Genomic DNA, 21,464 nt, shown 5'->3' on the forward strand with positions numbered 1-21,464 from the left:
CGTTTTCTGCCCACGTTTTTCCCCGCACATCCTCCTCACCAGAAAGTCCCCCGATGCACTTCAGTCGTTCCCAGGTCGAACTCCGCGTTGCCCGCTTCCGATCCGAGCGGATCCTTCCGGCGCTCTACCGCGAACGGTCACCGCTGACCATCACGGCGTGGGATGTCCCGGACGAACCCGTCCCCTTCGCCACCATGCGCGAGCACGCCGCCCAGTTCCGCCCTGTCACGATCGGCGAGGCCTGGGGCAAGCCGTGGGGCACGGTGTGGTTCCGCGTGACGGGCGAGCTGCCGGCGAGCTGGACCGATGAGGCACGCACGAACGCCGAACTGGTCGTCGATCTCGGCTACACGGGCGCCCAGTCGGGCTTCGAGGCCGAGGGCACGGTCTACTCCCCCGACGGGCGCATCGTGAAGGCCGTCGAACCCTTCAACCAGGCGGTTCCGCTCGATGGCGTCACCTCGGTCGACCTGTTCATCGAGGCCGCCTCCAACCCCAACGTGACGGGCGATTGGTCGTTCGCGCCCACGCCCTACGGCGACAAGGCCACGGCCGGCACCGACCCGATCTACCGGCTCGCGCGGCTCGAGATCGGCCTGCGCGACCACGCCGTGTGGGAGCTCGAACAGGATCTGCGCGTGCTCGTGCAGCTCGCGGCCGAACTGCCCGAGGCGTCGCAGCGCGCGGCATCCATTCTGCACGCCCTCGACCGCGCCATCGACGCGCTCGACCCGGCCGACGTGCGCGGCACGGCCGACGCTGCCCGAGAGATCCTCGCCCCCGCACTGGCGGCCCCCGCGTCGTCGAGCGCCCACCACCTGCACGCCGTCGGGCACGCCCACATCGACTCGGCGTGGCTGTGGCCGACGCGCGAGACCGTGCGCAAGGTGGCGCGCACGTTCTCGAACGTGTGCGACCTGATCGATCGCAATCCCGACTTCGTGTTCGCCGCGTCATCCGCCCAGCAGTATGCCTGGCTGAAGGCGTCCTACCCCGAGCTGTTCGAGCGCGTGCGCGCGCACGTGGCCACGGGCAACTTCGTTCCCGTCGGCGGCATGTGGGTCGAATCGGACACCAACCTGCCGGGCGGCGAGGCGTTGGCCCGGCAGTTCGTGGCCGGCAAGCGATTCTTCCTCGAGGAATTCGGCATCGACACCGAGGAGGTGTGGCTGCCCGACTCGTTCGGCTATTCGGCGGCCCTGCCCCAGATCGCCGCGGCGGCCGGAGCGCGCTGGTTCCTGACCCAGAAGATCTCGTGGAACGAGACCAACGTCATGCCGCACCACACGTTCCGCTGGGAGGGTATCGACGGCACCCAGATCTTCACGCACTTCCCGCCCGTCGACCTCTACAACTCCGACCTTTCGGGCGAGGACCTCGCTCGCGCCGAGCGGCAATACGCCGAGAAGGGCCGCGGCACCATGTCGCTCGTGCCCTTCGGCTACGGCGACGGCGGCGGCGGGCCCACGCGCGAGATGCTCGCGACGGCGGCCCGCACCGAAAGCCTCGAGGGGTCGCCGACCGTCGAGCTGTCCAGCCCGCGACGCTTCTTCGAAGAGGCCGAGGCCGAATACCCGGCGCCGCCCGTGTGGTCGGGTGAGCTCTACCTCGAGTTCCACCGCGGCACCTACACGTCGCAGGCCCGCACCAAACAGGGCAACCGGCACTCGGAGCACCTGCTGCGCGAGGCCGAACTGTGGGCCACCACGGCGGCCGTGCGGGCGGGTGCCGCCTACCCCGTCGAGGCGCTGACCGAGGCCTGGCACACCGTGCTGCTGCAGCAGTTCCACGATGTGCTGCCCGGCACCTCGATCGCCTGGGTGCACCAGGAGGCCGAGCGCAACTATGCGCGCGTGGCCGCCGTGCTCGAGGACATCATCGCCGCGTCGATCGCCGCCCTCGCGGGCAGCGGTGACGAGACCCTGCGGGTGAACGCGTCGCCGTTCGCCGTCGACGGCGTGCCCGCACTCGGGGGCGGCGCGCCGCTCGCGCAGCAGACGGGCACGGCCGCCATCACCCGCCAAGACGGCGTTGTCGGCAGCAACGGCGGTGCCGACACCGCTCAGTACTTGATCGAGAACGAGCACCTGCGCGTGGTGGTCGACCACCGGGGGCTCATCACGTCGATCGTCGACACGCGTCGGCAGCGCGAGGTCGTGCCCGCCGGGCAGACCGCCAACCTGCTGCAGCTGCACCGCGACACCCCGAACAAATGGGATGCCTGGGACATCGACGACCACTACCGCCGCCACACCGAGAACCTGACCGCGGCGGACTCCGTCGAGATCGTGTCGCTCGATGGTGCTTTGGGCGGTGGCCAGGCGGGCGGCTCGGGTCAGGCGCTCAAGATCTCGCGCTCCTTCGGCTCGTCGACCGTCGAGCAGCTGGTCTCGGTGCCCGCCGATGCGGCGACCATCGACATCCGCACCACCATCGATTGGCACGAGTCGCAGAAGTTGCTGAAGCTGGCGTTCCCGCTCGACGTGCACGCCGAGCGCGCGGCCTCCGAGATCCAGTTCGGGCACGTCTACCGCCCCACCCACACGAACACGTCGTGGGATGCGGCGCGCTTCGAGACATCCGCCCACCGCTGGGTGCACGTCGGCGAGCGCGACTTCGGCGTGGTCATCGCCAACGACGCCACCTACGGTCACGACATCGGTCGCACGCGCGGCGACGCGTCCCAAGGCCGCCGCACGCGCTCGGATGCCACGACCGTGCGCCTCTCGCTGCTGCGCGCCCCCGTGTTCCCCGACCCGGCCGCCGACCAGGGCCTGCACACGCTCAACGTCTCGGTGGGCATCGGCGCGACGATCCCGGATGCGGTCGAGGCCGGCTATCGGCGCAACCTGCCGTTGCGCACGCTGAACGGTGTGGCCGAGACATCCATCGCGCCGCTCGTCGTGTCGTCGAATCCGGCCATCGTGGTCGAGGCCGTGAAGCTTGCCGAGGATGGCAGCGGCGACGTCATCGTGCGGCTCTATGAGTCGACGGGGGCCCGCGCCCGGGGCACGCTCGACGCTGCCTTCGACGTGGCGCGCATCGACGAGACCGACCTGCTCGAACGCACCCTCGACGCTGCGGACGGACTCGTCGGCACCGACGGGGCTTCGGCCGAGCTCGACGTGCGCCCCTTCCAGATCGTGACCCTGCGCTTCGTGCGACCGTAGCCGCCCGGTTCGCAGAGACGATACGCCGAAACGCCTGGCCTCCCCTCAGAAGGGATCGGCCAGGCGTTTCGGCGTGCAGCGCGCGGTGCGCGAGAAAGCGGTCAGGCCAGAACCGTCAGGCCAGAGCGGTCGTGAACACCTCGAGCGACAGCGCGCGATCTTCGATGCCGCCGCCCTCGTGACCGTTATACGGCCACACCGTGATCTGCTTCGGCCCGGCGTACTCGTTGAACGATGCGAAGACCGTCGACGGCGGGCAGATGGGGTCCATGAGCGCGACGGTGTACCAGACAGGCGTGCGAGCACGGCGCGCGAAGTTCACGCCGTCGACATAGGCGACCGTGGTGGCGACATCCTCGACACGGGCCCGCTGGTTGGCCAAGAAGTGGGCGATCTCGGCATAGGGGTTCTCGTTCGTGATGGTCGTGGCCCGCATGACATCCGAGAGGAACGGCACGAACGCCACGGCAGCGCGCAGATCGTCGCACAGGGCCGCGGCCGCGATGGCGAGCGCGCCACCCTGGCTCCCACCCACGACCCCGACGCGCGCAGCGTCGACGATGGGCAGGGCGCGCACCTCGTCGACCGCCAACACGGCGTCGGTGATGAGGCGCCGGTAGTAATAGGTATCGGGATGCTCGATGCCCGCCGTCATCTTGCCGGGGAACGACGGCCCCGCACCGTGCGGATCGGGCGTGTGGCCGGTGGCCTGCCCGCGACCGGCACCCTGCCCGCGCGAGTCGACCACGACGTGCACGAAACCCGCCGACGCATATAAGAGGTGCGACAGCGGGTTGCCGCGGCCGGCGCCGTAGCCCAGGTATTCGACGACGGCCGGCAGCGGGGGTCCGTCGGCGGCACCCGCCGGCGCGATGACCCAGGCGCGGATGCGGTCACCCCCGAACCCCGAGAACTCGAGGTCGCTGATCTCGACCGCGGTCAGCGGGCTGCGGAACGGCCGGCTCGTCTGCGGGGCGCGCGCGGCGCGGGACTCGGCCAGGGTGCGCGCCCAGAAGTCGTCGAAGTCGTCGGGGCGGGAAACGGCGCTGCGAAACTCTCGCAGCGCCGCCTCGGGCAGATCGGTGAACATGCAGCGATCCTCTCAGCCTTTCAGGCCCGAATGGGCGAGCCCCTCGACGAACTGCCGTTGGGCGATGAGGAACACGATCAGCACGGGCACCACGGTCATGGTCGCCGCCGCCAGCTGCGTGTCCCACATCTCGCCGCCATAGGCGTCGGTGAAACGCGTCAGCGCCTGCGGCAACGTGAAGAGCTCGGGGCTCGTCAGGTAGACCGTCGGCTCGAGGTACATGTTCCACGAGCCGAGGAACGTGAGGATGGCGACCGCCGACAGCGCCGGCTTGGCGAGCGGCAGGCAGATGCGCCACCAGATGGCCACGCGGCCCAGGCCGTCGAGCCGCGCCGCCTCCTCCAGCTCCACGGGCAGCGAGATGAAGAACTGTCGCATGATGAAGGTTCCGAGCACCGCGGGGGCGCCGAACGCGGGCACGAGCAGCAGCGGCAGGTGCGTGTTGATCAGCCCCAGCGTCTTGAAGATCTGGAACAGAGGGATGATCGTCACCTCGCTCGGCACCAGCAACCCCAGCAGCACGATCAGGAACAGCGTGTTCTTGAAGGGGAACGGGATGCGCGCGAACGCGTAGCCCGCGAGGCTCGACACCAGCATCGTCACCACCGTGACGGCGATCGCGATGTAGAGGCTGTTGACGTATTGCTGCGCGAACGGCTGGAATGTGAAGGCCTCGGCATAGGCATCCACCGTCGGGTTGGCCGCGAAGAGCGTGGGCGGCGACGCGAAGATCTCGTTGAGCGGCTTGAACGACGACGTGATCATCCAGATGGTCGGCACGGCGAAGGGGATGACCAGCACGATCAACGCGCCGATCAAGATCACCGAACGCCAACGGCTGCGGATGCGGCGCTCCCGCGTGGTGACGAGCGGGTCGGGCTCGATCGGGCGACCAGCGCCACGACCGGGGCCCCGAGCATCCGACCGTGTTCTGAGTGTCGGCTCAGTCTTCATAGAAAACCCACTTTCGTCGGAGCTGCCACTGCACGACCGTGAGCACGAGCACGAAGCTCAGGAGCATCAACGCGAGGGTCGAACCGTAGCCGATGTCGTTGAACTGGAACGCCTGCTGGAAGACGTAGTAGACGAGCACGGTGGTGGACAGGTCGGGGCCACCCTCGGTGAGCACCGCGACCTGCGCGAACGCCTGCAGCGAGCCGACGATGGTGATGATGGCCGTGAGCAGCAGCGTGGGTGAGATGAGCGGCAGCGTGATGCGGAAGAACACGGCCGCGGGGCTGGCGCCATCCACGCGCGCGGCCTCATACAGCTCGCGCGGCACGCCTTGAAGCGCCGACAGGAACAGGATCATGTTGACGCCCACGCTGCGGATGACCTGCGTGATGATGACGGCGAACATGGCGGTCGGGCCCTGCTGCAGCCAGTTGGGGCCGTCGACCCCGAACATGAGCAGCAGGTTGTTGATGGCGCCGTTGTCCTGCAGCAGGAAACCCCACACGAGGGTCCACGCCACGACCGAGATGACGACGGGCGAGAAGAACAGGGTGCGGAACAGGGCACCGCCGCGGATCTTGCGGTTGAGCAGCACCGCGAGCCCGAGGCCGACCGCCAGGTTCAGGACGACGACGCCGCCCGAGAAGATGGCCGTGGCCCCGAGCACCGCGGGCAGTTGGGGATCGGCGATCGCGCGGGCGTAGTTGTCGCCCCCGACGAACGTCAGGTTCCCGGTGAAGATGTTCCACTCGTTGAGGCTGAACCAGATGCCGAGGCCCACCGGGATCAACACGAAGGCGATGATCCCGGCGAACTGCGGCGCGATGAAGACGTACCCGGCAACGACGTCACGCCGTTTGGTGGTCCAGAAGCTGCGCTGACGCGTTGTCGGCATGGTCTACTCGGCTGTCAGCAGCGGCTTGAGGGCGACGCACATCTCGTCGAGCACCCCGTCGACATCCGCATCGGGTGTCCACATGCGGTCGAGCACGGTCTTGCCGGTCTGCGCGATCTTGGCGGGACCCGTGTGCACGGGCGGCGACACGGCCTCGGGCAGTTCGTCGACCACGACGCGCTCGAGCTGTTCGGCCGAGAGCTTCGTGTTCACGGCGGCCAGCTTCTCGCCCGTGAGGAGCGATTCGCGGGGCGGCGGGAAGAACTGGGCGAGCTTGGCCGAGTTGGTCGGGTTGGTCAGGAACGCGAGGAAGTCGGTGGATTCCTGCGGGTGCTTGCTCGAGGCGAGCACGCCCATGCCGGCCTGGCCGAGCACCGAGTACTCGCCGGCGGGTCCGGCGGGCAGCGGGTAGATGTCGTACTCGAACGAGCCGTCGAGCAGCGAGGCGCGCGACACCTGGGCCGTCGTGAAGGCCGAGTCGCCGGCGAAGAAGTCCGCCGTCACGCCCGGTCCGGGCATCGACTTGTCCACGTAGATGGCGTCGTGCAAGAACTGGAACGCGTCGACCATCTCGGGCGTGTTCATCTGGCACGTGTCGCCCTTGGCGTTCCAGGCCTCGGCGCCCCAACCGGTCCACACGCTCGGCAGCGTCAGCCACGACGAGTAGTCGAAGTCGCGGATGACGAAACCGGCCTTGCCCGTCTTCTCATTGACGGCCGAACCCATCGTCGACACGTCGTCCCAGGTCAGGCCCTCGGGGTCGAAGGTCTGTCCCGCCTCGGCCAGCAGCGTCTTGTTGACGTAGAGGGCGAAGGGCGAGTTCGAGAAGGGGTAGGCGTAGAGCTGCCCGTCCTGCGAGAACGACTTGGCCACGCTCGGCAGGATGTCGTCGAAGTCGTAGCCGTCGGTGGCCTTGAACGGCTCGGTGAGCGGCACGAGGGCATCCGAGACGATGAGGTCTTTGGCGATGTCACCCACCCACGCCATGTCGGGGGCGTTGCCGCCGGCGATCTGCGTCGTGAGCGTCGTGTTGTAGTCGGCGAAGGGCAGCGACTCGAACGTGATCGAGCCGATCTCGGGGTGGCTCTGCTTGTATTCGTCGGCGACGGAGTTGAAGAGTTCGAGCTGCTTCGCGTCGGAACTCCACACCGACATGCGCAGGTCGACGCTTCCCGCCGCAGCCGTCGTCGGCGCGGTGGACGGGGAGCCGCCCGAACACGCCGTGATGAGCAACGCGCTCGCCGCCATCGCGGCGATCGTCGTCAGCTTCTTTGCTGTTGTCATTGCCTCTCTCATTTCTCGCTAGTAGCCCAGGATCTCGGGCCAGTGGATCTCGATACCGGCCGCCTGGAGGTGTTCCTGGAAGTCGGACGTGAGGTGGTCGTCGTCGTGCACCGCGCGGGGCGTGGTGCCGCCCTCGAGGCAGAACACCGCCAGGTGGCCGGCGGATTCGCCGATGTTCCACTCGACGGGGTGCAGCCGGTAGGCGCCGTTCGTGATGTGCGTGGTGCCGATGTTCTTCGACGCCGCGATCAGGTTCGACGTCGACGAGGGGATGAGCGCACCCAACGGAATCTCGAACGGGCTGCACTCGACGTCGATGTAGTTGTCGCCGCCCGTCGACGGGTGCAGGTCGATGCGGTACATGCCCACGCCGACCGATTTGTCGAAGGTCGCGGGCCCGGCGGTGCCGCGGCTCGCCACCGAGATGTCCTGCTCGACGATGGTCGTGAGCGCCCGGATGCGACGCGATTCGCGGATATAGGGCGCCTGGGCGAGACCGTCCGGGGTGCCGAGCACGTCGCCGCGCAGCCGCAGCCCGGGCCAGCCGGCTCCGCCGTCGGGGCGAGGCGCCTCGGTCTGCAACCAATAGAAGTAGGAGAGCGAGAGCTGGCGGGCGGCCTCGAGGTGGGTGGCGGCATCCGCGTTGTCGAGGATGGATGCCTCGAGGTAGTCGAGCATGGGCCAGTTCGCGACCACGATGTCGCTGTCGTAGGCGCCCGGCGTGAAGTTCGAGCGGGCGAGGATGCGGCGGAACATCCACAGGTCGGAGTCGCCGCCCGAGAGGCTCTGGTCGGAGTCGCGGCCGTCGACGAGCGCCGGGTTCACGACCATGGTGCGCTTCTCGGGCGTGAGCGTGCGCGGGTTCGGGGCGGTGAACGAGAGCAGGCGGTCGCCCCAGAACGGCGGCTCATAGCTGCGCCAGAAGTCGTAGTCGGCGGGGCGGTCGATGGTGTTGTCGCCGTCGGTGTGGTCGAAGGCGAAGCACCACGTGATGGCCTGCACGTTGTCGGGTTGAGCGGATGCGGGGGCGCTCGGCTCGTGCGTCTCCGAGCGGGCCTCGGCTCCCGTGACGTAGTCGGTGCCCGTGAGGGGCAGGAGTTCGCCCGTCTCGGTGGCGTCGAGGATGTAGGGCGCGGTGATGGTGATGGTGTCGGCGTCGGCGCGGTGCGAGCCGACGCGGGTGACCGTGACGCTCGAGACGGTTCCGTCGTGGTGCTCGGCGGCGATCGCCACATAGGGCTGCAGCACGACGAGTCGGCCGCTCGAGCGGTGGGGCGCGAGCATCCGCTCGATGACGGCGGCCGCGACGCGCGGTTCGTGGCACAGCTTGCTCACGAGGCCGGCGCCGGGGTTTAGACGCGGGTTGAGCCGGGCCTCGGCCGTGAGCGGGTAGTTGTCGCGGTAGTAATCGCGGATGCCCTCGCGCAGGGCCCGGTAGGACGCCGTGACACCGAACCGCTCGACCCATTTGTGCTCGTCGGGCGGAACGGCCTGAGAGGTGAGCTGGCCGCCGAGCCAGGCGAACTCGTCGGTGAGGACGGCCCGCCGGCCCGAGCGCACGACCGCCAGGGCCGCGGCCACGCCGCCGAGTCCGCCGCCGATGATCACGACATCTGTGGTGATCGTGTGGCTGGTCGCCTTCATTCACTGCCCCTTCGCAGGTAATTCGTATTGTGAGCCGATCGGGGTCGGTCCTGTGCGACTCTAACCGCTCGAATACCCGGAGCAAAGCAACCAGCCGAGGTAATCTTCATTGCCCGGCCGGGCCCTCGAACGGGACCTCGACCGGTGGGGTTGCGCGTCGCCGGGCAGAGGCCGACACGCAAGCCGCCGGGGCGTCGGGGCGTCGGACCGGCCGGTTAGTGGCCGCCGCCCAGGTTGCCCGCCAGGCGCGTGCGCAGCGAGGTGCTCGCCTCATTGAGGCCCGTGACGGTCACCGTTTTGCCGTGGCGCTCGTATTTGCTGATGATGGCGTCGAGCGCGGCGACGGTCGAGGCATCCCAGATGTGCGATCCCGACATGTCGATGATCACGCGCTCGGGGTCGTCGGCGTACTCGAATTGGGTCGTGAGGTCGTTGCTCGAGGCGAAGAAGAGCTCGCCATCGACGCGGTAGTACACCGTGGTGTGGCTGCCCGCATCCGAGGCGACCTCGCGGATGTCGCGCGTCACGGTTGCGAAGTGCGCCACCCGCCGCGCGAACAACACCATGGCCGCCAGCACGCCGACGATGACGCCGATGGCCAGGTTGTGCGTGATCACGACGACGGCCACCGTGACCACCATGACGAGCGTCTCGCTCTTGGGCAGGGCCTTGAGCGTGGACGGTTTGATGCTGTGCCAGTCGAACGTGCCCACCGACACCATGATCATGACGGCCACGAGCGCGGCCATCGGGATGACGGCCACGATGTCGCCGAACACCACGACGAGGATGAGCAGGAACACGCCCGCGAGGAACGTCGAGATGCGCGTGCGGGCCCCCGACGCCTTCACGTTGATCATGGTCTGGCCGATCATGGCGCAACCGCCCATGCCGCCGAAGACGCCCGACAGCATGTTGGACACACCCTGGCCCCAGGCCTCGCGGGTCTTGCGGGAGTGCGTGTCGGTCACGTCATCCACGAGCTTGGCGGTCATGAGCGATTCGAGCAGACCGACGAGGGCCATGGCGAGCGCGTAGGGCGCGATGATCGCGAAGGTCTCGCCCGTGAGCGGCACATTCGGGATGAAGAGCTCGGGCAGGCTGCGCGGCAATTCGCCCTGGTCGCCCACCGTCGGCACGTTGAGCGCGGTCACGACCGTGGCCACCGTGAGCAGCACGATCGCGACGAGCGGGGCCGGCACCACCTTGGTCAGCCGCGGCAGAAAGACGAGGATGACGAGGCCGATCGCCACGAGCGGGTAGACGAGCCACGGCACGCCGATCAGGTGCGGCACCTGCGCCGTGAAGATGAGGATGGCTAGCGCGTTCACGAAGCCGACCATGACGCTGCGCGGGATGAACCGCATGAGCTTGGCCACCCCGAGCACGGCGAGCAACACCTGGAAGATGCCCGCCAGGATGACCGTGGCGATGAAGTAGTCCATGCCGTAGTCGCGCGCGACGGGCGCGATGACGAGGGCGACCGCGCCCGTGGCCGCCGTGATCATGGCGGGGCGTCCGCCGAGGAACGCGATCGAGACCGCCATGACGAACGAGGAGAAGAGCCCGACGCGCGGGTCGACGCCGGCGATGATCGAGAACGAGATGGCCTCGGGGATGAGGGCCAGCGCGACGACGAGGCCGGCGAGCACCTCTCGCGTCAGGATGCGGGGCGTCTTCAACGCCGTGAGCACCGACGGCTCTGGCCGGTAGCGATTCGCGTCTGACGGGGACTTTTTCTGGGTGATAGCCACAGTGGCTCCTTTATGCTGGGGCACCTCGCGAGGGGCCGTTATTGACGTGTCGAGGCGCCCCGTTGCGCGGCCCACCGGGCCGATATCGGTCGATGTGGTGGGGAAAGAAGAGGGTCGTCGAAGAGGTGGTGACGACATCCCCACTCTACGCGGGCGTTAAACCCCAAGTCGGCGAAGCGCAAGGCCGTGCGCGGGGAGCGGCGCAAACCTAGTGTGAAGTCATGACTTCAGGCGATCAGTACACCTTCGGAAACCCCGTCGAACGATACGGACGGGTCGAGCCCCCCGTGCAGCACCAGCCCGAGCCCGGCGTGCAGGCGCAGATGACGCCCGTGCCCGACCTGGGCGAGAAGACCTACCGCGGCAGCGGACGCCTCGCGGGCCGCAAAGCGCTCATCACGGGCGGCGACTCGGGCATCGGCGGCGCGGTTGCGATCGCTTTCGCACGCGAGGGGGCGGATGTCGTCATCGTGCACCTGCCCGCCGAGCAGGAAGACGCCGACCACATCCTCGGGCTGATCAAGGATGCCGGCACCACCGGTCACGCGATCGCCGCCGACATCAGCGACCCCGCCCGGTGCCGCGCGATCATCGACGAGACCGTGCGCGTGCTCGGCGGCCTCGACATCCTCGTCAACAATGCCGGCAAGCAGGTGGCCGTCGACCGCCTCGAAGACCTGAGCGACGAGCAGTTCGAGCAGACCTTCCGCACCAATGTGTTCGCCAACTTCTGGCTCACGAAGGCGGCGCTCCCCCACCTGCCCGCCGGCGCCAGCATCGTCAACACGGCGTCGCTCGAGGCCTACAAGCCCGCGCCCGACCGCCTCGACTACGCGGCCACGAAGGCGGCGATCAACAACTTCTCGAAGGGTCTGTCGCAGCAACTCGCGCCGCGCGGCATCCGCGTGAACGTCGTGGCCCCCGGCCCCGTCTGGACCGCGCTGCAGGTGTCGGGCGGCGTCTCGGACGAGCAGATGAAGGCCTTCGACGACGAGAGCACCTACCAGCGTTCCGGCCAGCCGGCCGAGCTGGCGCCCGCCTACGTGTTCCTCGCCTCGGCCGAGTCGAGCTACGTCTCGGGCGAGACGCTGAACGTCAACGGCGGCATGGTCACTCCGTGAGCGCCGGCACGACAACGACTGAGCACGTCTGTACCGTCTTCTTCCTTCCCGGATTGGGTTTCAGCGCGGCCGCCGCTGCGCCTCTCGCCGCGGCGCTCGGCGACCGATTCCGAGTCGTCGGAATCGACCTCCCCGGACAGGGCTCGGCTCCTGACGCCGCGAACGGGTCGGTGGCGGCGCAGGTCGACGCCGCTGTGGCAACCATCGAAGCCGAGATCGACGGCGGGCCGTGGATGCTCGCGGCCCACAGCATGGGCGGCAAGGTCGCGGCCCTGGTGATCGCACGCGTCTTCGATGGCCGCGCCGAGGCCTTCGGGCTCGCGGGCGCCGTGCTGCTCGCGCCCTCCCCACCGACGCCCGAACCCATGGACGACGACAAGCGCGCCGAGATGCTGGCGTGGGTGGCCGACGGTCCTCTCGACGAGGCCGCCGCCCGCGAGTTCGTCTCGCAGAACGTGGCGAGCCCCCTCTCCGCGGCCGACGAGAAGGCCGCCGTCGAGCAGGTGCGTGCGACATCCGTGCTGTCCTGGCAACGCTGGCTCGACGTGGGCAGCCTCCAAGACGTGTCGGCCGAGATCGGCACGCTCGACCTGCCCGTGACCGTGCTGGGCGGCGAGGATGACGACGACCTGGGGTCACTCGCGCAGTCACGTCTCATCGCGGACGTCTACCCGCGGGCGCGTTTCGTGTCGCTGCCCGAGACCGGACACCTGCTGCCCTATGAGCGACCCGCCGAGGTGGCGGCCGAGGTGGTGCGCCTCTGGGAGGCTGTGGCCGCGGCATCCCCGACGATTCCTCGCGACTGGGGTCTCGTGATCGCCTCGGGGCGCACCGGCCGCGAGGCCCGCGCCCTGCTCTCGCGCCGCATGCTCGCCGACGACCCGGACTACCGCCCGCGCGCGCTCACCCCCGGGCAGCTCGACACGTTGCGCTCGCTCGCCGACCGCTTATTGCCGCAAGACGGCCCCAGACACATCGACCTCGCGGCGCGCATCGACCGCGACCTGGCCGATGGGCGCACCGACGGCTGGCGTCCCGCGAAACTGCCCGACGACCCGACCGCCTACCGCCTGGGACTCAACGCCCTGGCCGATGTCTGGCCGCACGCCGCAGCCGAGCAGGATGACCTCATCCGCGGCATCATCGACGGCGACGGCATCCCCGGCGGCCCGTGGGAAGGCGACATCGTGCGCCGCTGGTTCGAAGACGTGCGCAACGATCTGACGCGCGTGTGGCTCGCGCATCCGGCCTCGCTCGCCCGCATCGGCTACGACGGTTTCGCCACGAGCGGCGACCACGCCGAACCCGCGGGCTATGTGGCCCTCGCGGCCGGTCGACGCGACCCGTGGGAGCCCGCAGACCTCGGCGATCTCGGGGATATCACGCACGACGACAGGGAGCACACCGCATGAACCTCACCGACATGCGCACCTATGCCGAGGACGACGTCGTCGACGTGGTCGTGGTCGGCACCGGCGCGGGCGGGGCACCCCTGCTGGCACGGCTCGCCGAACGCGGACTGCGCGTCGTGGCCCTCGAGGCCGGCCCCAACTTCGACCCCGACGACTACACCAACGACGAGGTCGAGGCACCCCGCATCAACTGGATGTCGGAGCGTCTGAGCGGCGGCGACACCCCGACGGCATTCGGCCCCAACAACAGCGGCTTCGGCGTGGGCGGAAGCACCCTGCACTGGGGTGCCTTCACGCCGCGCCCCGACCCGCGCGACCTGTCGCTGCGCACCGAGACGGGCGAGGGCGCCGATTGGCCCATCGACCCCGCTGAGCTGACCGGCTACCTCGCCGAGGTCGAGCGGGTCATCGGTGTGTCCGGCCCGACGCCTTACCCCTGGGATGCCGAGCGCGAATACCTCGAGCCGCCCGTCGACCGCAACGCATCCGCCGATCTCGTCGCTCTCGGCTGCGAGCGCCTCGGCATTCGCGCGACCGATGCGCCCGCCGCCATCCTGAGCCGCGAGCGCGACCAGCCGCATCACGGGGCCCGGGCGGCGAGCAACAACCTGGGGTCGATTCACCAGGGCGAGCGCTATGGAACCAAGGCCACCACGGCCATCACCTACCTGCCGGCGGCCGTCGCGAACGGCGCCGAGATCCGCCCCGACGCCATGGTGCACGGCATCGAGCTCGACGCGCTCGGCCGCGTGTCGGCCGTCGTCTACCGCCAGGATGGTCGCGAGCACCGGCAGCGCTGTGCCGCTCTCGTTCTGGCGGGCGGCGGCATCGAGACGCCGCGGCTGCTGCTGAACACGGGTCTCGCCAACTCGAGCGGACAGGTGGGCCGCAACTTCCTGGCCCACGGCGCCGTGCAGGTGTGGGGTCGTTTCGAGGAGCAGGTGCGCGGCTATCGCGGCTACCCGTCCGCCCTCATCAGCGAGGACTTCGTGCGCCCGACCGACGCGGACTTCGCGGGCGGCTACCTCATCCAGAGCCTGGGCGCGATGCCCCTCACCTACGCCACCTCGCTCGTGCGCGGCGGCGGCCTGTGGGGCGACGAGCTCGTCGACGCCCTGCACGCATCCCGTTATTCGGCGGGCATCGGCATCAACGCCGAGTGCCTGCCGTCCGAGGACAACCGCCTCGTGCTCTCTGACGAGCGGGATGACTGGGGTGTCCCGCGCGCGATCGTGTCGTTCACTCCCGGCGACAACGAGAAGGCCATCGACGAGCACGCCACGGCGACGATGACGCGCATCCTCGAGGCGGCCGGAGCCCTCGACACGCGGGTTCTCGCCCGCACCGCACACACGCTCGGCACGTGCCGCATGAGCGTCGACCCCGCCGAGGGTGTCATCGACGGCGACGGCCGCAGCCATGACATCCCGAACCTCTGGATCTCGGACAACTCCACGTTCCCGAGTGCCCTGAGCGCCAACCCCGGCCTCATCCAGATGGCTCTGTCGCTGCGCACGGCCGATCGGATGCTGCGCTAACCGTGTCGGCGGTCGCGCCCGGTGTGCCCGCCGTGACCGTCTGGCGGCTCCACCCCCGCGCTAGGGTGGAGCCGTGAGCACACCGCCGATTCGCCGCAAACGCGCGACGATTCACGATGTCGCGATCGAGGCGGGGGTCTCGCGCGGCACGGTGAGCCGCGTCGTCAACGGCGAGCGCTACGTCTCGGCCGAGGCGCGTGAGGCCATCGAATCGGCCATCGCCAAGGTCGGCTATGTGCCCAACACGGCGGCCCGCAACCTGGTCATGCAGCGCACGCAGGCGGTCGGTTTCGTGGTGCACGAGCCGCACAGCCTGTTCGTCGACGACCCCAACATCGGCAACATCCTGCTGGGCGCCAACGAGGCCCTGAGCGAGGCCGATCATCAGCTCGTGTGCCTGGTCGTCGATTCGGAGCGCGACACCGACCGCATCACGCGCTATCTCTCGGGCGGTTTCGTCGACGGCGTCATCATGGTGTCGGCGCGCCAGAACGACCCGATCACGCGTGTTATCGAGCGCCTGGGCCTGCCCGCCACCTTTGTCGGGCACCCGCCCGATCTGCGCGCCCTCCCCTTCGTCGGCATCGACAACCGCAAAGCCGCGGCGGATGTCACGGCCGAACTCGTGGGCCGGGGCCGCCGTCGCATCGGCATGATCGCCGCGGCGCTCGACCGCGATTCGGGCTCCGACCGCCTGGCCGGTTTTCGGGATGCCCTGGGCGACCGTTTCGACGAGTCCCTCGTGGTCGACGTCCCCCTCTATTCCTATGACGACGGCTTCGAGGGCATGAGCGTGCTGCTCGGCCGCGACCCGTCGATCGACGGCGTGTTCGCGGCGTCGGATGCCGTGGCGGCGGGCGCTCTCGAGGCGCTGCGCGTCTCGGGGCGCCGCGTTCCTGACGATGTGTCGCTCGTCGGTTTCGACGATTCGGCGTGGGCGCTGCGCTGCCATCCGCCTCTCACGACCGTGCACCAGCCGGCCGCCGCGGTGGGCCAGCGCGCCGCCGAGGTGCTGCTCGCCCAGCTGCGCGGAGAGGATGTCTCACTCGAGGGCTCGCTCGTGCCCACCTCGGTCGTCCGCCGCGGCACGGTCTGACTCCGGCGGTACTATTCGGCCGGCTCGGGAGCGACCGCCGAGACGGTGAGCGCGTCGGCGACCGGGTCGAGGTCGACGCGCACGGTGTCGCCGTCGCGGATCTGGCCGGCCAGGATGCCCGTGGCGAGCCGGTCGTCGATCTCGTTCTGCATGAGGCGTCGCAGCGGCCGGGCCCCGTAGATGGGGTCGTAGCCGCGCTCGGCCAGCCAGCTGCGCGCGTCGGGGGTGACGGCGAGCTCGAGGCGCCGTTCGCCGAGGCGGCGCTGCAGCCGCTCGATGTAGAGTTCGACGATCTGGCCGAGGTCTTCTTCGCTGAGCGTCTGGAACACGACGATGTCGTCGAGTCGGTTGACGAACTCGGGTTTGAAGGCCTGGCGCACCATCTGCTGCACGGCCTCCTCTTTCGCCGCCGGGTCAAGCGTGGGGTCGACGAGGTATTGCGAGCCGAGGTTGGAGGTCAGGATCAGGATGGTGTTGCGGAAGTCGACCGTGCGACCCTGGCCGTCGGTGAGGCGACCGTCGTCGAGCACCTGCAGCAGGATGTCGAACACCTCGGGGTGCGCCTTCTCGACCTCGTCGAGCAGCACGACCGAGTAGGGGCGTCGGCGCACGGCCTCGGTGAGCTGGCCGCCCGCCTCATAGCCGATGTAGCCCGGAGGGGCACCGACGAGCCGCGAGACCGAGTGCTTCTCGCCGTATTCGGACATGTCGATGCGCACGAGCGCTTTCTCGTCGTCGAACAGGAACTCGGCGAGCGCCTTGGCCAGCTCGGTCTTTCCCACACCGGTGGGCCCGAGGAACAGGAACGACCCGGTGGGCCGATCGGGGTCGGAGATGCCGGCCCGCGTGCGGCGCACGGCGTCGGACACCGACCGCACGGCACGCTTCTGCCCGATCAACCGCTTGGCCAGCTCTTGTTCGAGGTGCAGCAGCTTCTCGGTCTCGCCCTGCAGCAGGCGGCCGACGGGGATGCCGGTCCAGGCCGCGATGACGGCGGCGATGTCTTCGCTCGTGACCTGGTCGTTGACCATGCGCGGCTCGGTGTTCTCGACCAGCTCGGCTTCGGCCAGCTCGCGCTGGATGACGGGGATCTCACCGTAGAGCAGGCGCGAGGCCTTCTCGAGGTTGCCCTCGCGCTGGGCCCGGTCGGCCTTGATGCGCGCGGCGTCGAGTTTCTCTTTCAGTTCACCCACGCGGTTGAGCTGCGACCGTTCGCGATCCCACCGCGCCTCGAGCTCGAGCAGCTCGGCTTCGCGCGTGCGCAGATCGTCGCGCAGCGTTTCGAGGCGCTGCTTCGATGCCTCGTCTTTCTCCTTCTTGAGCGCGAGCTCTTCGAGCTTCAGCCGGTCGACGCTGCGGCGCAGCTCGTCGATCTCGACGGGGGCCGAGTCGATCTCCATGCGCAGCCGGCTCGCGGCCTCGTCGATGAGGTCGATGGCCTTGTCGGGCAGCTGGCGGGCCGGGATGTAACGGTTGGACAGCGAGGCCGCCGAGATGAGCGCCGAGTCGGCGATCGTCACCTTGTGGTGCGCCTCGTAGCGCTCCTTCAGACCGCGCAGAATGGCGACGGTGTCGATGACCGACGGCTCGCCCACGAAGACCTGCTGGAAGCGCCGCTCCATAGCGGCGTCTTTCTCGATGTATTCGCGGTATTCGTCGAGCGTGGTGGCGCCGATGAGGCGCAGCTCACCGCGGGCCAGCATGGGCTTGAGCATATTGGCGGCGGCGACCGAGCCTTCGCCCGCGCCGGCACCCATGAGCGTGTGCAGCTCGTCGATGAACGTGATGACCTGGCCGTCGGCGTCGTTGATCTCTTTCAGCACGGCCTTGAGGCGCTCCTCGAACTCGCCGCGGTACTTCGCGCCGGCCACGAGCGCGGCCAGGTCGAGCGAGACGATCTGCTTGCCCTTCAGCGAGTCGGCCACGTCGCCCGCGACGATGCGCTGCGCGAGGCCCTCGACCACGGCCGTCTTTCCCACACCGGGCTCACCGATGAGCACCGGGTTGTTCTTGGTGCGCCGTGTGAGCACCTGGCTGACACGCCGGATCTCGGCGTCTCGCCCGATGACGGGGTCGAGCTTGCCGGATGCCGCGACATCGGTGAGATTGACGCCGTATTGCTCGAGCGCGCTCTTCTGGTCTTCCTGCGGCGGCATCTGCCCAGCTTGCATGTGGTTGATCTCCTCCCAGAGATAAGTTGAGTCGTTGTGACTCAATTTTACCTCGCGCCGACCGAGAATGGTAGGACGGGGGGATCAGCGACTGTGGAGAACGGATTCGTAGAGGCGCAGCATCCGGCCCGTTTGATAGCTCTGGCGAAACTCGATGGCCTCGGCCGGCACGATCGTGGGCCATGAACCCGAGCGGATGTCGGTTGCCGCGGCCACCAGCGCATCGGCGAGCGCCCGCACCGAACCATCCTGCGGTTGCCGGAACACGCCAGGCGGCAGCTCGCCCGCGATATTGGGGTCGCTCACGATCGAGGGCGTTCCCACGGCGGCGGCCTCGAACACCGTCATGCCCTGCGTCTCGAAACCAATCGAGGTCTGCACGAGCGCGTCGGCAGCACGGATGCCCGCGAGTGAATCGGCATAGGGCACCTTGCCCATGAACCGCACGGTCGAGCGCAGGCCCGCCGCCTCGGCCCGCTCGACGAACGCGCGCGCCTTGGCGAGCAGCAGCCCGCCGCCGTAGAGGCGGTACTCGGCGTCGACATCGGCCAGCCGCACGGCCTCGAGAAACTCCATCAACCGTTTCTCTGCGCTCATGCGCCCGGTCCACAAGAAGATCGGCCGGCGCTCCTCGGATGGCTCACCCGCGACATCCCGCGCCAGCACCCGCTCCACGACCTCGTCGTCGACGCCGTTCCAGATCACCTCGACGCGAGGGGCCACATCCTTCTGCTCGAGCAGCCGCGCGAAGTGGCTCGACGGCGCGGTCACCGCATCCGCCCGCAACGCCAACTCGTTGAGATAGCTCCACGCCGAGGGCGCCAGCGTCGACCGCTTGCGCAACACCCGATGCTGCCACCACAGCAGGCCGCGAATCGCCAGGCGGGGAAAAGGCACCACCTGTTCGATGCCGAACTCCATGTGGTTGTGCATGGTGTGCACCACCGGCAGCCCGTGCCGCTCGGCGAAGCGATAGCCGATCAGCGCGCCCCAGAAATCGCCCTGCACGTGCACGAGCTCGACGGGGGCGTGGGCCGGGATGCGCGCGTCGATGAACCGATCCGTGCCGCGCCCGGGCAGCGTGAGCGAGTATTCGCGATCGACCGTCACGGGCACCGACGGCAGGTCGAGATAGCCCGCATCGCCCGGATGCTGGCGGTGCATGCGCGGCGCCACGACCGTGACGGTGTGTCCCGCCCGCTCGAGAAAACGCTTCTGCAACCGGATGGAGACCTGCACGCCCCCGAGCGAGTCGGCGTGTTGATCGGTGACGATCAGAATGTGCATCGAGAACCTCCGGAAGACCTCGTCAGCCTATCGGGAACACCCTGCGCGGCATCCGTGTTGAAGTCCACATGACTACTCTCGGACTTATCGGCGCAGGCAACATCGGTTCTCAGCTCGCCCGCCTCGCGGCGGCCAACGGCTACGACATCGTGATCAGCAACTCGCGCACCCCCGACACGCTCAGCGACCTCATCCACGAATTGGGTGACAACGCCCGTGCGGCCACCCCGATCGAGGCCGCAGAGGCCGCCGACATCGCCGTCGTCACCATCCCCCTGAAGGCCATCGACCAGGTTCCCGTCGAACAGCTCGAGGGCAAGATCGTGATCGACACCAACAACTACTACCCGCAGCGCGACGGCAACATCGCCGAGCTCGACGACGAGTCGACGACCGTGTCCGAGATGCTGCAGAAGCTGCTGCCCGGCAGCTACGTCGTGAAGGCGTTCAACAACATCGCGGCCGCCGACCTCACCGCCGACGCCCGCCCGGCCGACGCCGACGACCGCCGCGCGCTGCCCATCGCGGGTGACGACGAAGACTCCAAGGCGAGCGTCGTCACGTTCATCGAGAAGCTCGGCTTCGACGTCGTCGACGCGGGCCCGCTGGCCGAGGGATGGCGCTTCCAGCGCGACACCCCCGCCTACGGCCTCAAGATGACGGCCGAAGACATCCACCCGAAGCTCGCCGAGGCCAAGCGCTACCGCGACATGTAATCGGATGTCTGAGCCGCAGGGCTCATGACGCCACAGGGGCTCGCCGGGTGAGAACTCGTTGGGCCCCTGTGTTCGTGGGGGCCGGGTTCGCCGGCCGCGTTCGTCCAGCCGGGTTCGTCGGGCCGGGTTCGTCGGCCTGGCCTTGTCGAGCAGGGTGCCCGCCAGGACGCGGCGCGCCTTAGGCCGGCAGGCTCTCCGAGAGCGCCGTGACCAGCGAGTCCTGCACCCAGCCCAGCCAGTCGTAGATGTCGAAGATGGCCGCGGCGTCTTCGTCGGTCGGCTCGGGTTCGTCGCCGTCTTCCTCGATGCCGAGGCGGGCGGCGAGCGTCAGCCGCAGGTCGGTCAGCGAGCGAATCCACGCCTGCACCTGCGCCGGGTTCAGCCGCACAAGCACATCGTCGGCGCCCGACAGGGTCGCGGCGATCGCCTCGGGGTCGCGCCCGTTCACGAGCGACGCGATCAGGTCTTCCACGTTCTGCAGCTTGCGATCGGTCGACGATTCGATCGTGTAGCGCCGGAAATCGACGGATGCCTCGGGGTCCTCCGGGTAGGCGTCGGGAAAGAGCCGCCGCACGGCCGGGTCGTCCCAGACCGGGTCGAGGTCCCCCTCGGAAACGTCCGCGAAGATGCGGCCGTCATCGTCGCCGAATTCGGCGTCGGGGTCGAAGAATGTGCCGGAATCCGCGTCGGCGTCGGCGTCGGCGTCGGCGTCGGCGTCGGCGTCGGCGTCGGCGTCGGCGTCGGCGTCGGCAGAACCATATGCACCCGCCGACCCATCTGCACCGACCGCGCAAGCTTCATCATCTGCACCGGCCGCGCCTTTCGAGCCCGTCGAGCCGGAACCCCAGCCCCGCGACCCCAGGATGCGTGCGGCCTCGTCTTCGTGAAAACCGTCGCCCGAGTCATCCCGAGCCCGCTCGCTCACGGCCTCGAGCAGCGACCGGAACTGCATGCCCAGGTCGGCCAGCAACATGACCTCGCCCGGCGTCAACTCGGCCGCGAGCAGCCCGTCGGCGAGGGCGCTGAAACCCTTCATTCCTCGACCCGCGACAGCGTCGCCCACAGGCCGAAGTCGTGCAGCGCCTCGACGTGACGTTCCATCTCTTCACGGTTGCCCGTGGCCACGACCGCGCGGCCGTCGTTGTGCACGGCCAGCATGAGGGCCTCGGCCTGTTCGCGGCTGTAGCCGAAATAGCTGCGGAACACGTAGGAGACGTAGGACATCAGGTTGACCGGGTCGTTCCACACCACGACCTGCCACGGCCGCGAGAGCGCCGAGGCCAGGTCGACACCCTGTTCGGTGTCGAGGTCGGGCGTGGCAAAATCCATGTC

16 protein-coding genes are annotated in these 21,464 nt (G+C 68.9%); 6 read left to right on the forward strand and 10 right to left on the reverse strand.

The features are described from left to right. Positions 1-53: 53 nt before the first annotated feature. Positions 54-3,170, forward strand: a complete 3,117-nt coding sequence (locus tag ACUWEX_RS14065; protein WP_445996651.1) for an alpha-mannosidase — start codon at positions 54-56, stop codon at positions 3,168-3,170. 115 nt (positions 3,171-3,285) lie between these two features. Here the strand turns inward: ACUWEX_RS14065 and ACUWEX_RS14070 are convergent, their stop codons facing one another. From ACUWEX_RS14070 to ACUWEX_RS14095, 6 genes are all read right to left on the reverse strand, one after another. Then, positions 3,286-4,260 carry an acetylxylan esterase gene (locus ACUWEX_RS14070; protein WP_445996652.1) on the reverse strand — a complete coding sequence of 325 codons (975 nt, stop codon included), beginning with the start codon at positions 4,258-4,260 and terminating at the stop codon, positions 3,286-3,288. 12 nt (positions 4,261-4,272) lie between these two features. Next, positions 4,273-5,214, reverse strand: coding sequence for a carbohydrate ABC transporter permease (locus ACUWEX_RS14075; protein ID WP_079728784.1), 942 nt, complete (start codon positions 5,212-5,214; stop codon positions 4,273-4,275). After that, positions 5,204-6,109: a carbohydrate ABC transporter permease gene (locus tag ACUWEX_RS14080; RefSeq protein ID WP_079728785.1), complete on the reverse strand. Its 906-nt coding sequence runs from the start codon at positions 6,107-6,109 to the stop codon at positions 5,204-5,206. Before ACUWEX_RS14080 ends, ACUWEX_RS14075 begins: the two co-directional genes overlap by 11 nt. Positions 6,110-6,112: 3 nt before the next feature. Then, positions 6,113-7,393 (reverse strand): ABC transporter substrate-binding protein, encoded by a 1,281-nt coding sequence (locus ACUWEX_RS14085; protein WP_445996653.1) that lies wholly within the window; start codon positions 7,391-7,393, stop codon positions 6,113-6,115. A gap of 18 nt (positions 7,394-7,411) precedes the next feature. After that, positions 7,412-9,037, reverse strand: coding sequence for an FAD-dependent oxidoreductase (locus ACUWEX_RS14090; RefSeq protein ID WP_445996654.1), 1,626 nt, complete (start codon positions 9,035-9,037; stop codon positions 7,412-7,414). 215 nt (positions 9,038-9,252) lie between these two features. After that, on the reverse strand, positions 9,253-10,929 hold the full coding sequence (locus tag ACUWEX_RS14095; protein WP_445996655.1) for a SulP family inorganic anion transporter: 1,677 nt from the start codon (positions 10,927-10,929) through the stop codon (positions 9,253-9,255). 83 nt (positions 10,930-11,012) lie between these two features. Here ACUWEX_RS14095 and ACUWEX_RS14100 point away from each other — a divergent pair, with 83 nt between their 5' ends. The 4 genes from ACUWEX_RS14100 (at position 11,013) to ACUWEX_RS14115 (ending at position 15,958) form a co-directional block, all read left to right on the forward strand. After that, complete coding sequence (locus tag ACUWEX_RS14100; RefSeq protein WP_079728789.1) at positions 11,013-11,912, forward strand: SDR family oxidoreductase; 900 nt, start codon at positions 11,013-11,015, stop codon at positions 11,910-11,912. After that, positions 11,909-13,324 (forward strand): alpha/beta fold hydrolase, encoded by a 1,416-nt coding sequence (locus ACUWEX_RS14105; RefSeq protein ID WP_445996656.1) that lies wholly within the window; start codon positions 11,909-11,911, stop codon positions 13,322-13,324. Before ACUWEX_RS14100 ends, ACUWEX_RS14105 begins: the two co-directional genes overlap by 4 nt. Continuing rightward, positions 13,321-14,862 (forward strand): GMC family oxidoreductase, encoded by a 1,542-nt coding sequence (locus ACUWEX_RS14110; RefSeq protein ID WP_445996657.1) that lies wholly within the window; start codon positions 13,321-13,323, stop codon positions 14,860-14,862. Before ACUWEX_RS14105 ends, ACUWEX_RS14110 begins: the two co-directional genes overlap by 4 nt. Before the next feature lie 73 nt (positions 14,863-14,935). Then, a complete protein-coding gene (locus ACUWEX_RS14115) occupies positions 14,936-15,958 on the forward strand; it encodes a LacI family DNA-binding transcriptional regulator (RefSeq protein ID WP_079728792.1) in 1,023 nt (340 codons plus the stop codon). An 11-nt stretch (positions 15,959-15,969) separates the two neighbouring features. Here the strand turns inward: ACUWEX_RS14115 and ACUWEX_RS14120 are convergent, their stop codons facing one another. Beyond that, positions 15,970-18,129 (reverse strand): ATP-dependent Clp protease ATP-binding subunit, encoded by a 2,160-nt coding sequence (locus tag ACUWEX_RS14120; RefSeq protein ID WP_445996658.1) that lies wholly within the window; start codon positions 18,127-18,129, stop codon positions 15,970-15,972. Positions 18,130-18,213: 84 nt separating this feature from the next. Then, positions 18,214-19,416, reverse strand: a complete 1,203-nt coding sequence (locus ACUWEX_RS14125) for a glycosyltransferase (RefSeq protein WP_445996659.1) — start codon at positions 19,414-19,416, stop codon at positions 18,214-18,216. A 68-nt stretch (positions 19,417-19,484) separates the two neighbouring features. Between ACUWEX_RS14125 and ACUWEX_RS14130 the strand changes: the two genes are divergently transcribed. Next, positions 19,485-20,132 (forward strand): NADPH-dependent F420 reductase, encoded by a 648-nt coding sequence (locus tag ACUWEX_RS14130; protein WP_445996660.1) that lies wholly within the window; start codon positions 19,485-19,487, stop codon positions 20,130-20,132. A 178-nt stretch (positions 20,133-20,310) separates the two neighbouring features. On the opposite strand, the gene ACUWEX_RS14135 is transcribed toward ACUWEX_RS14130, so the two are convergent. Then, entirely contained in the window at positions 20,311-21,168 is an 858-nt protein-coding gene (locus ACUWEX_RS14135; RefSeq protein WP_445996661.1) for a DUF2017 family protein, read from the reverse strand. After that, positions 21,165-21,461 carry an ATP-dependent Clp protease adapter ClpS gene (gene clpS, locus ACUWEX_RS14140; RefSeq protein ID WP_079728797.1) on the reverse strand — a complete coding sequence of 99 codons (297 nt, stop codon included), beginning with the start codon at positions 21,459-21,461 and terminating at the stop codon, positions 21,165-21,167. The genes ACUWEX_RS14135 and clpS overlap by 4 nt, the downstream gene beginning before the upstream one ends. Positions 21,462-21,464: the final 3 nt, after the last annotated feature.

It is taken from the genome of Okibacterium fritillariae, from assembly GCF_052783725.1.

What these genes read in the sequence shown, in the direction of transcription:
- ACUWEX_RS14110 (WP_445996657.1), top strand. Translation starts at nt 13,321, where the DNA reads ATGAACCTCACCGACATGCGCACCTATGCCGAGGACGACGTCGTCGAC.
- ACUWEX_RS14125 (WP_445996659.1), bottom strand. Translation starts at nt 19,416, where the DNA reads ATGCACATTCTGATCGTCACCGATCAACACGCCGACTCGCTCGGGGGC.
- ACUWEX_RS14075 (WP_079728784.1), bottom strand. Translation starts at nt 5,214, where the DNA reads ATGAAGACTGAGCCGACACTCAGAACACGGTCGGATGCTCGGGGCCCC.
- ACUWEX_RS14065 (WP_445996651.1), top strand. Translation starts at nt 54, where the DNA reads ATGCACTTCAGTCGTTCCCAGGTCGAACTCCGCGTTGCCCGCTTCCGA.
- ACUWEX_RS14120 (WP_445996658.1), bottom strand. Translation starts at nt 18,129, where the DNA reads ATGCAAGCTGGGCAGATGCCGCCGCAGGAAGACCAGAAGAGCGCGCTC.
- ACUWEX_RS14100 (WP_079728789.1), top strand. Translation starts at nt 11,013, where the DNA reads ATGACTTCAGGCGATCAGTACACCTTCGGAAACCCCGTCGAACGATAC.
- ACUWEX_RS14085 (WP_445996653.1), bottom strand. Translation starts at nt 7,393, where the DNA reads ATGACAACAGCAAAGAAGCTGACGACGATCGCCGCGATGGCGGCGAGC.
- clpS (WP_079728797.1), bottom strand. Translation starts at nt 21,461, where the DNA reads ATGGATTTTGCCACGCCCGACCTCGACACCGAACAGGGTGTCGACCTG.
- ACUWEX_RS14095 (WP_445996655.1), bottom strand. Translation starts at nt 10,929, where the DNA reads ATGTCGTCACCACCTCTTCGACGACCCTCTTCTTTCCCCACCACATCG.
- ACUWEX_RS14135 (WP_445996661.1), bottom strand. Translation starts at nt 21,168, where the DNA reads ATGAAGGGTTTCAGCGCCCTCGCCGACGGGCTGCTCGCGGCCGAGTTG.
- ACUWEX_RS14080 (WP_079728785.1), bottom strand. Translation starts at nt 6,109, where the DNA reads ATGCCGACAACGCGTCAGCGCAGCTTCTGGACCACCAAACGGCGTGAC.
- ACUWEX_RS14090 (WP_445996654.1), bottom strand. Translation starts at nt 9,037, where the DNA reads ATGAAGGCGACCAGCCACACGATCACCACAGATGTCGTGATCATCGGC.
- ACUWEX_RS14070 (WP_445996652.1), bottom strand. Translation starts at nt 4,260, where the DNA reads ATGTTCACCGATCTGCCCGAGGCGGCGCTGCGAGAGTTTCGCAGCGCC.
- ACUWEX_RS14130 (WP_445996660.1), top strand. Translation starts at nt 19,485, where the DNA reads ATGACTACTCTCGGACTTATCGGCGCAGGCAACATCGGTTCTCAGCTC.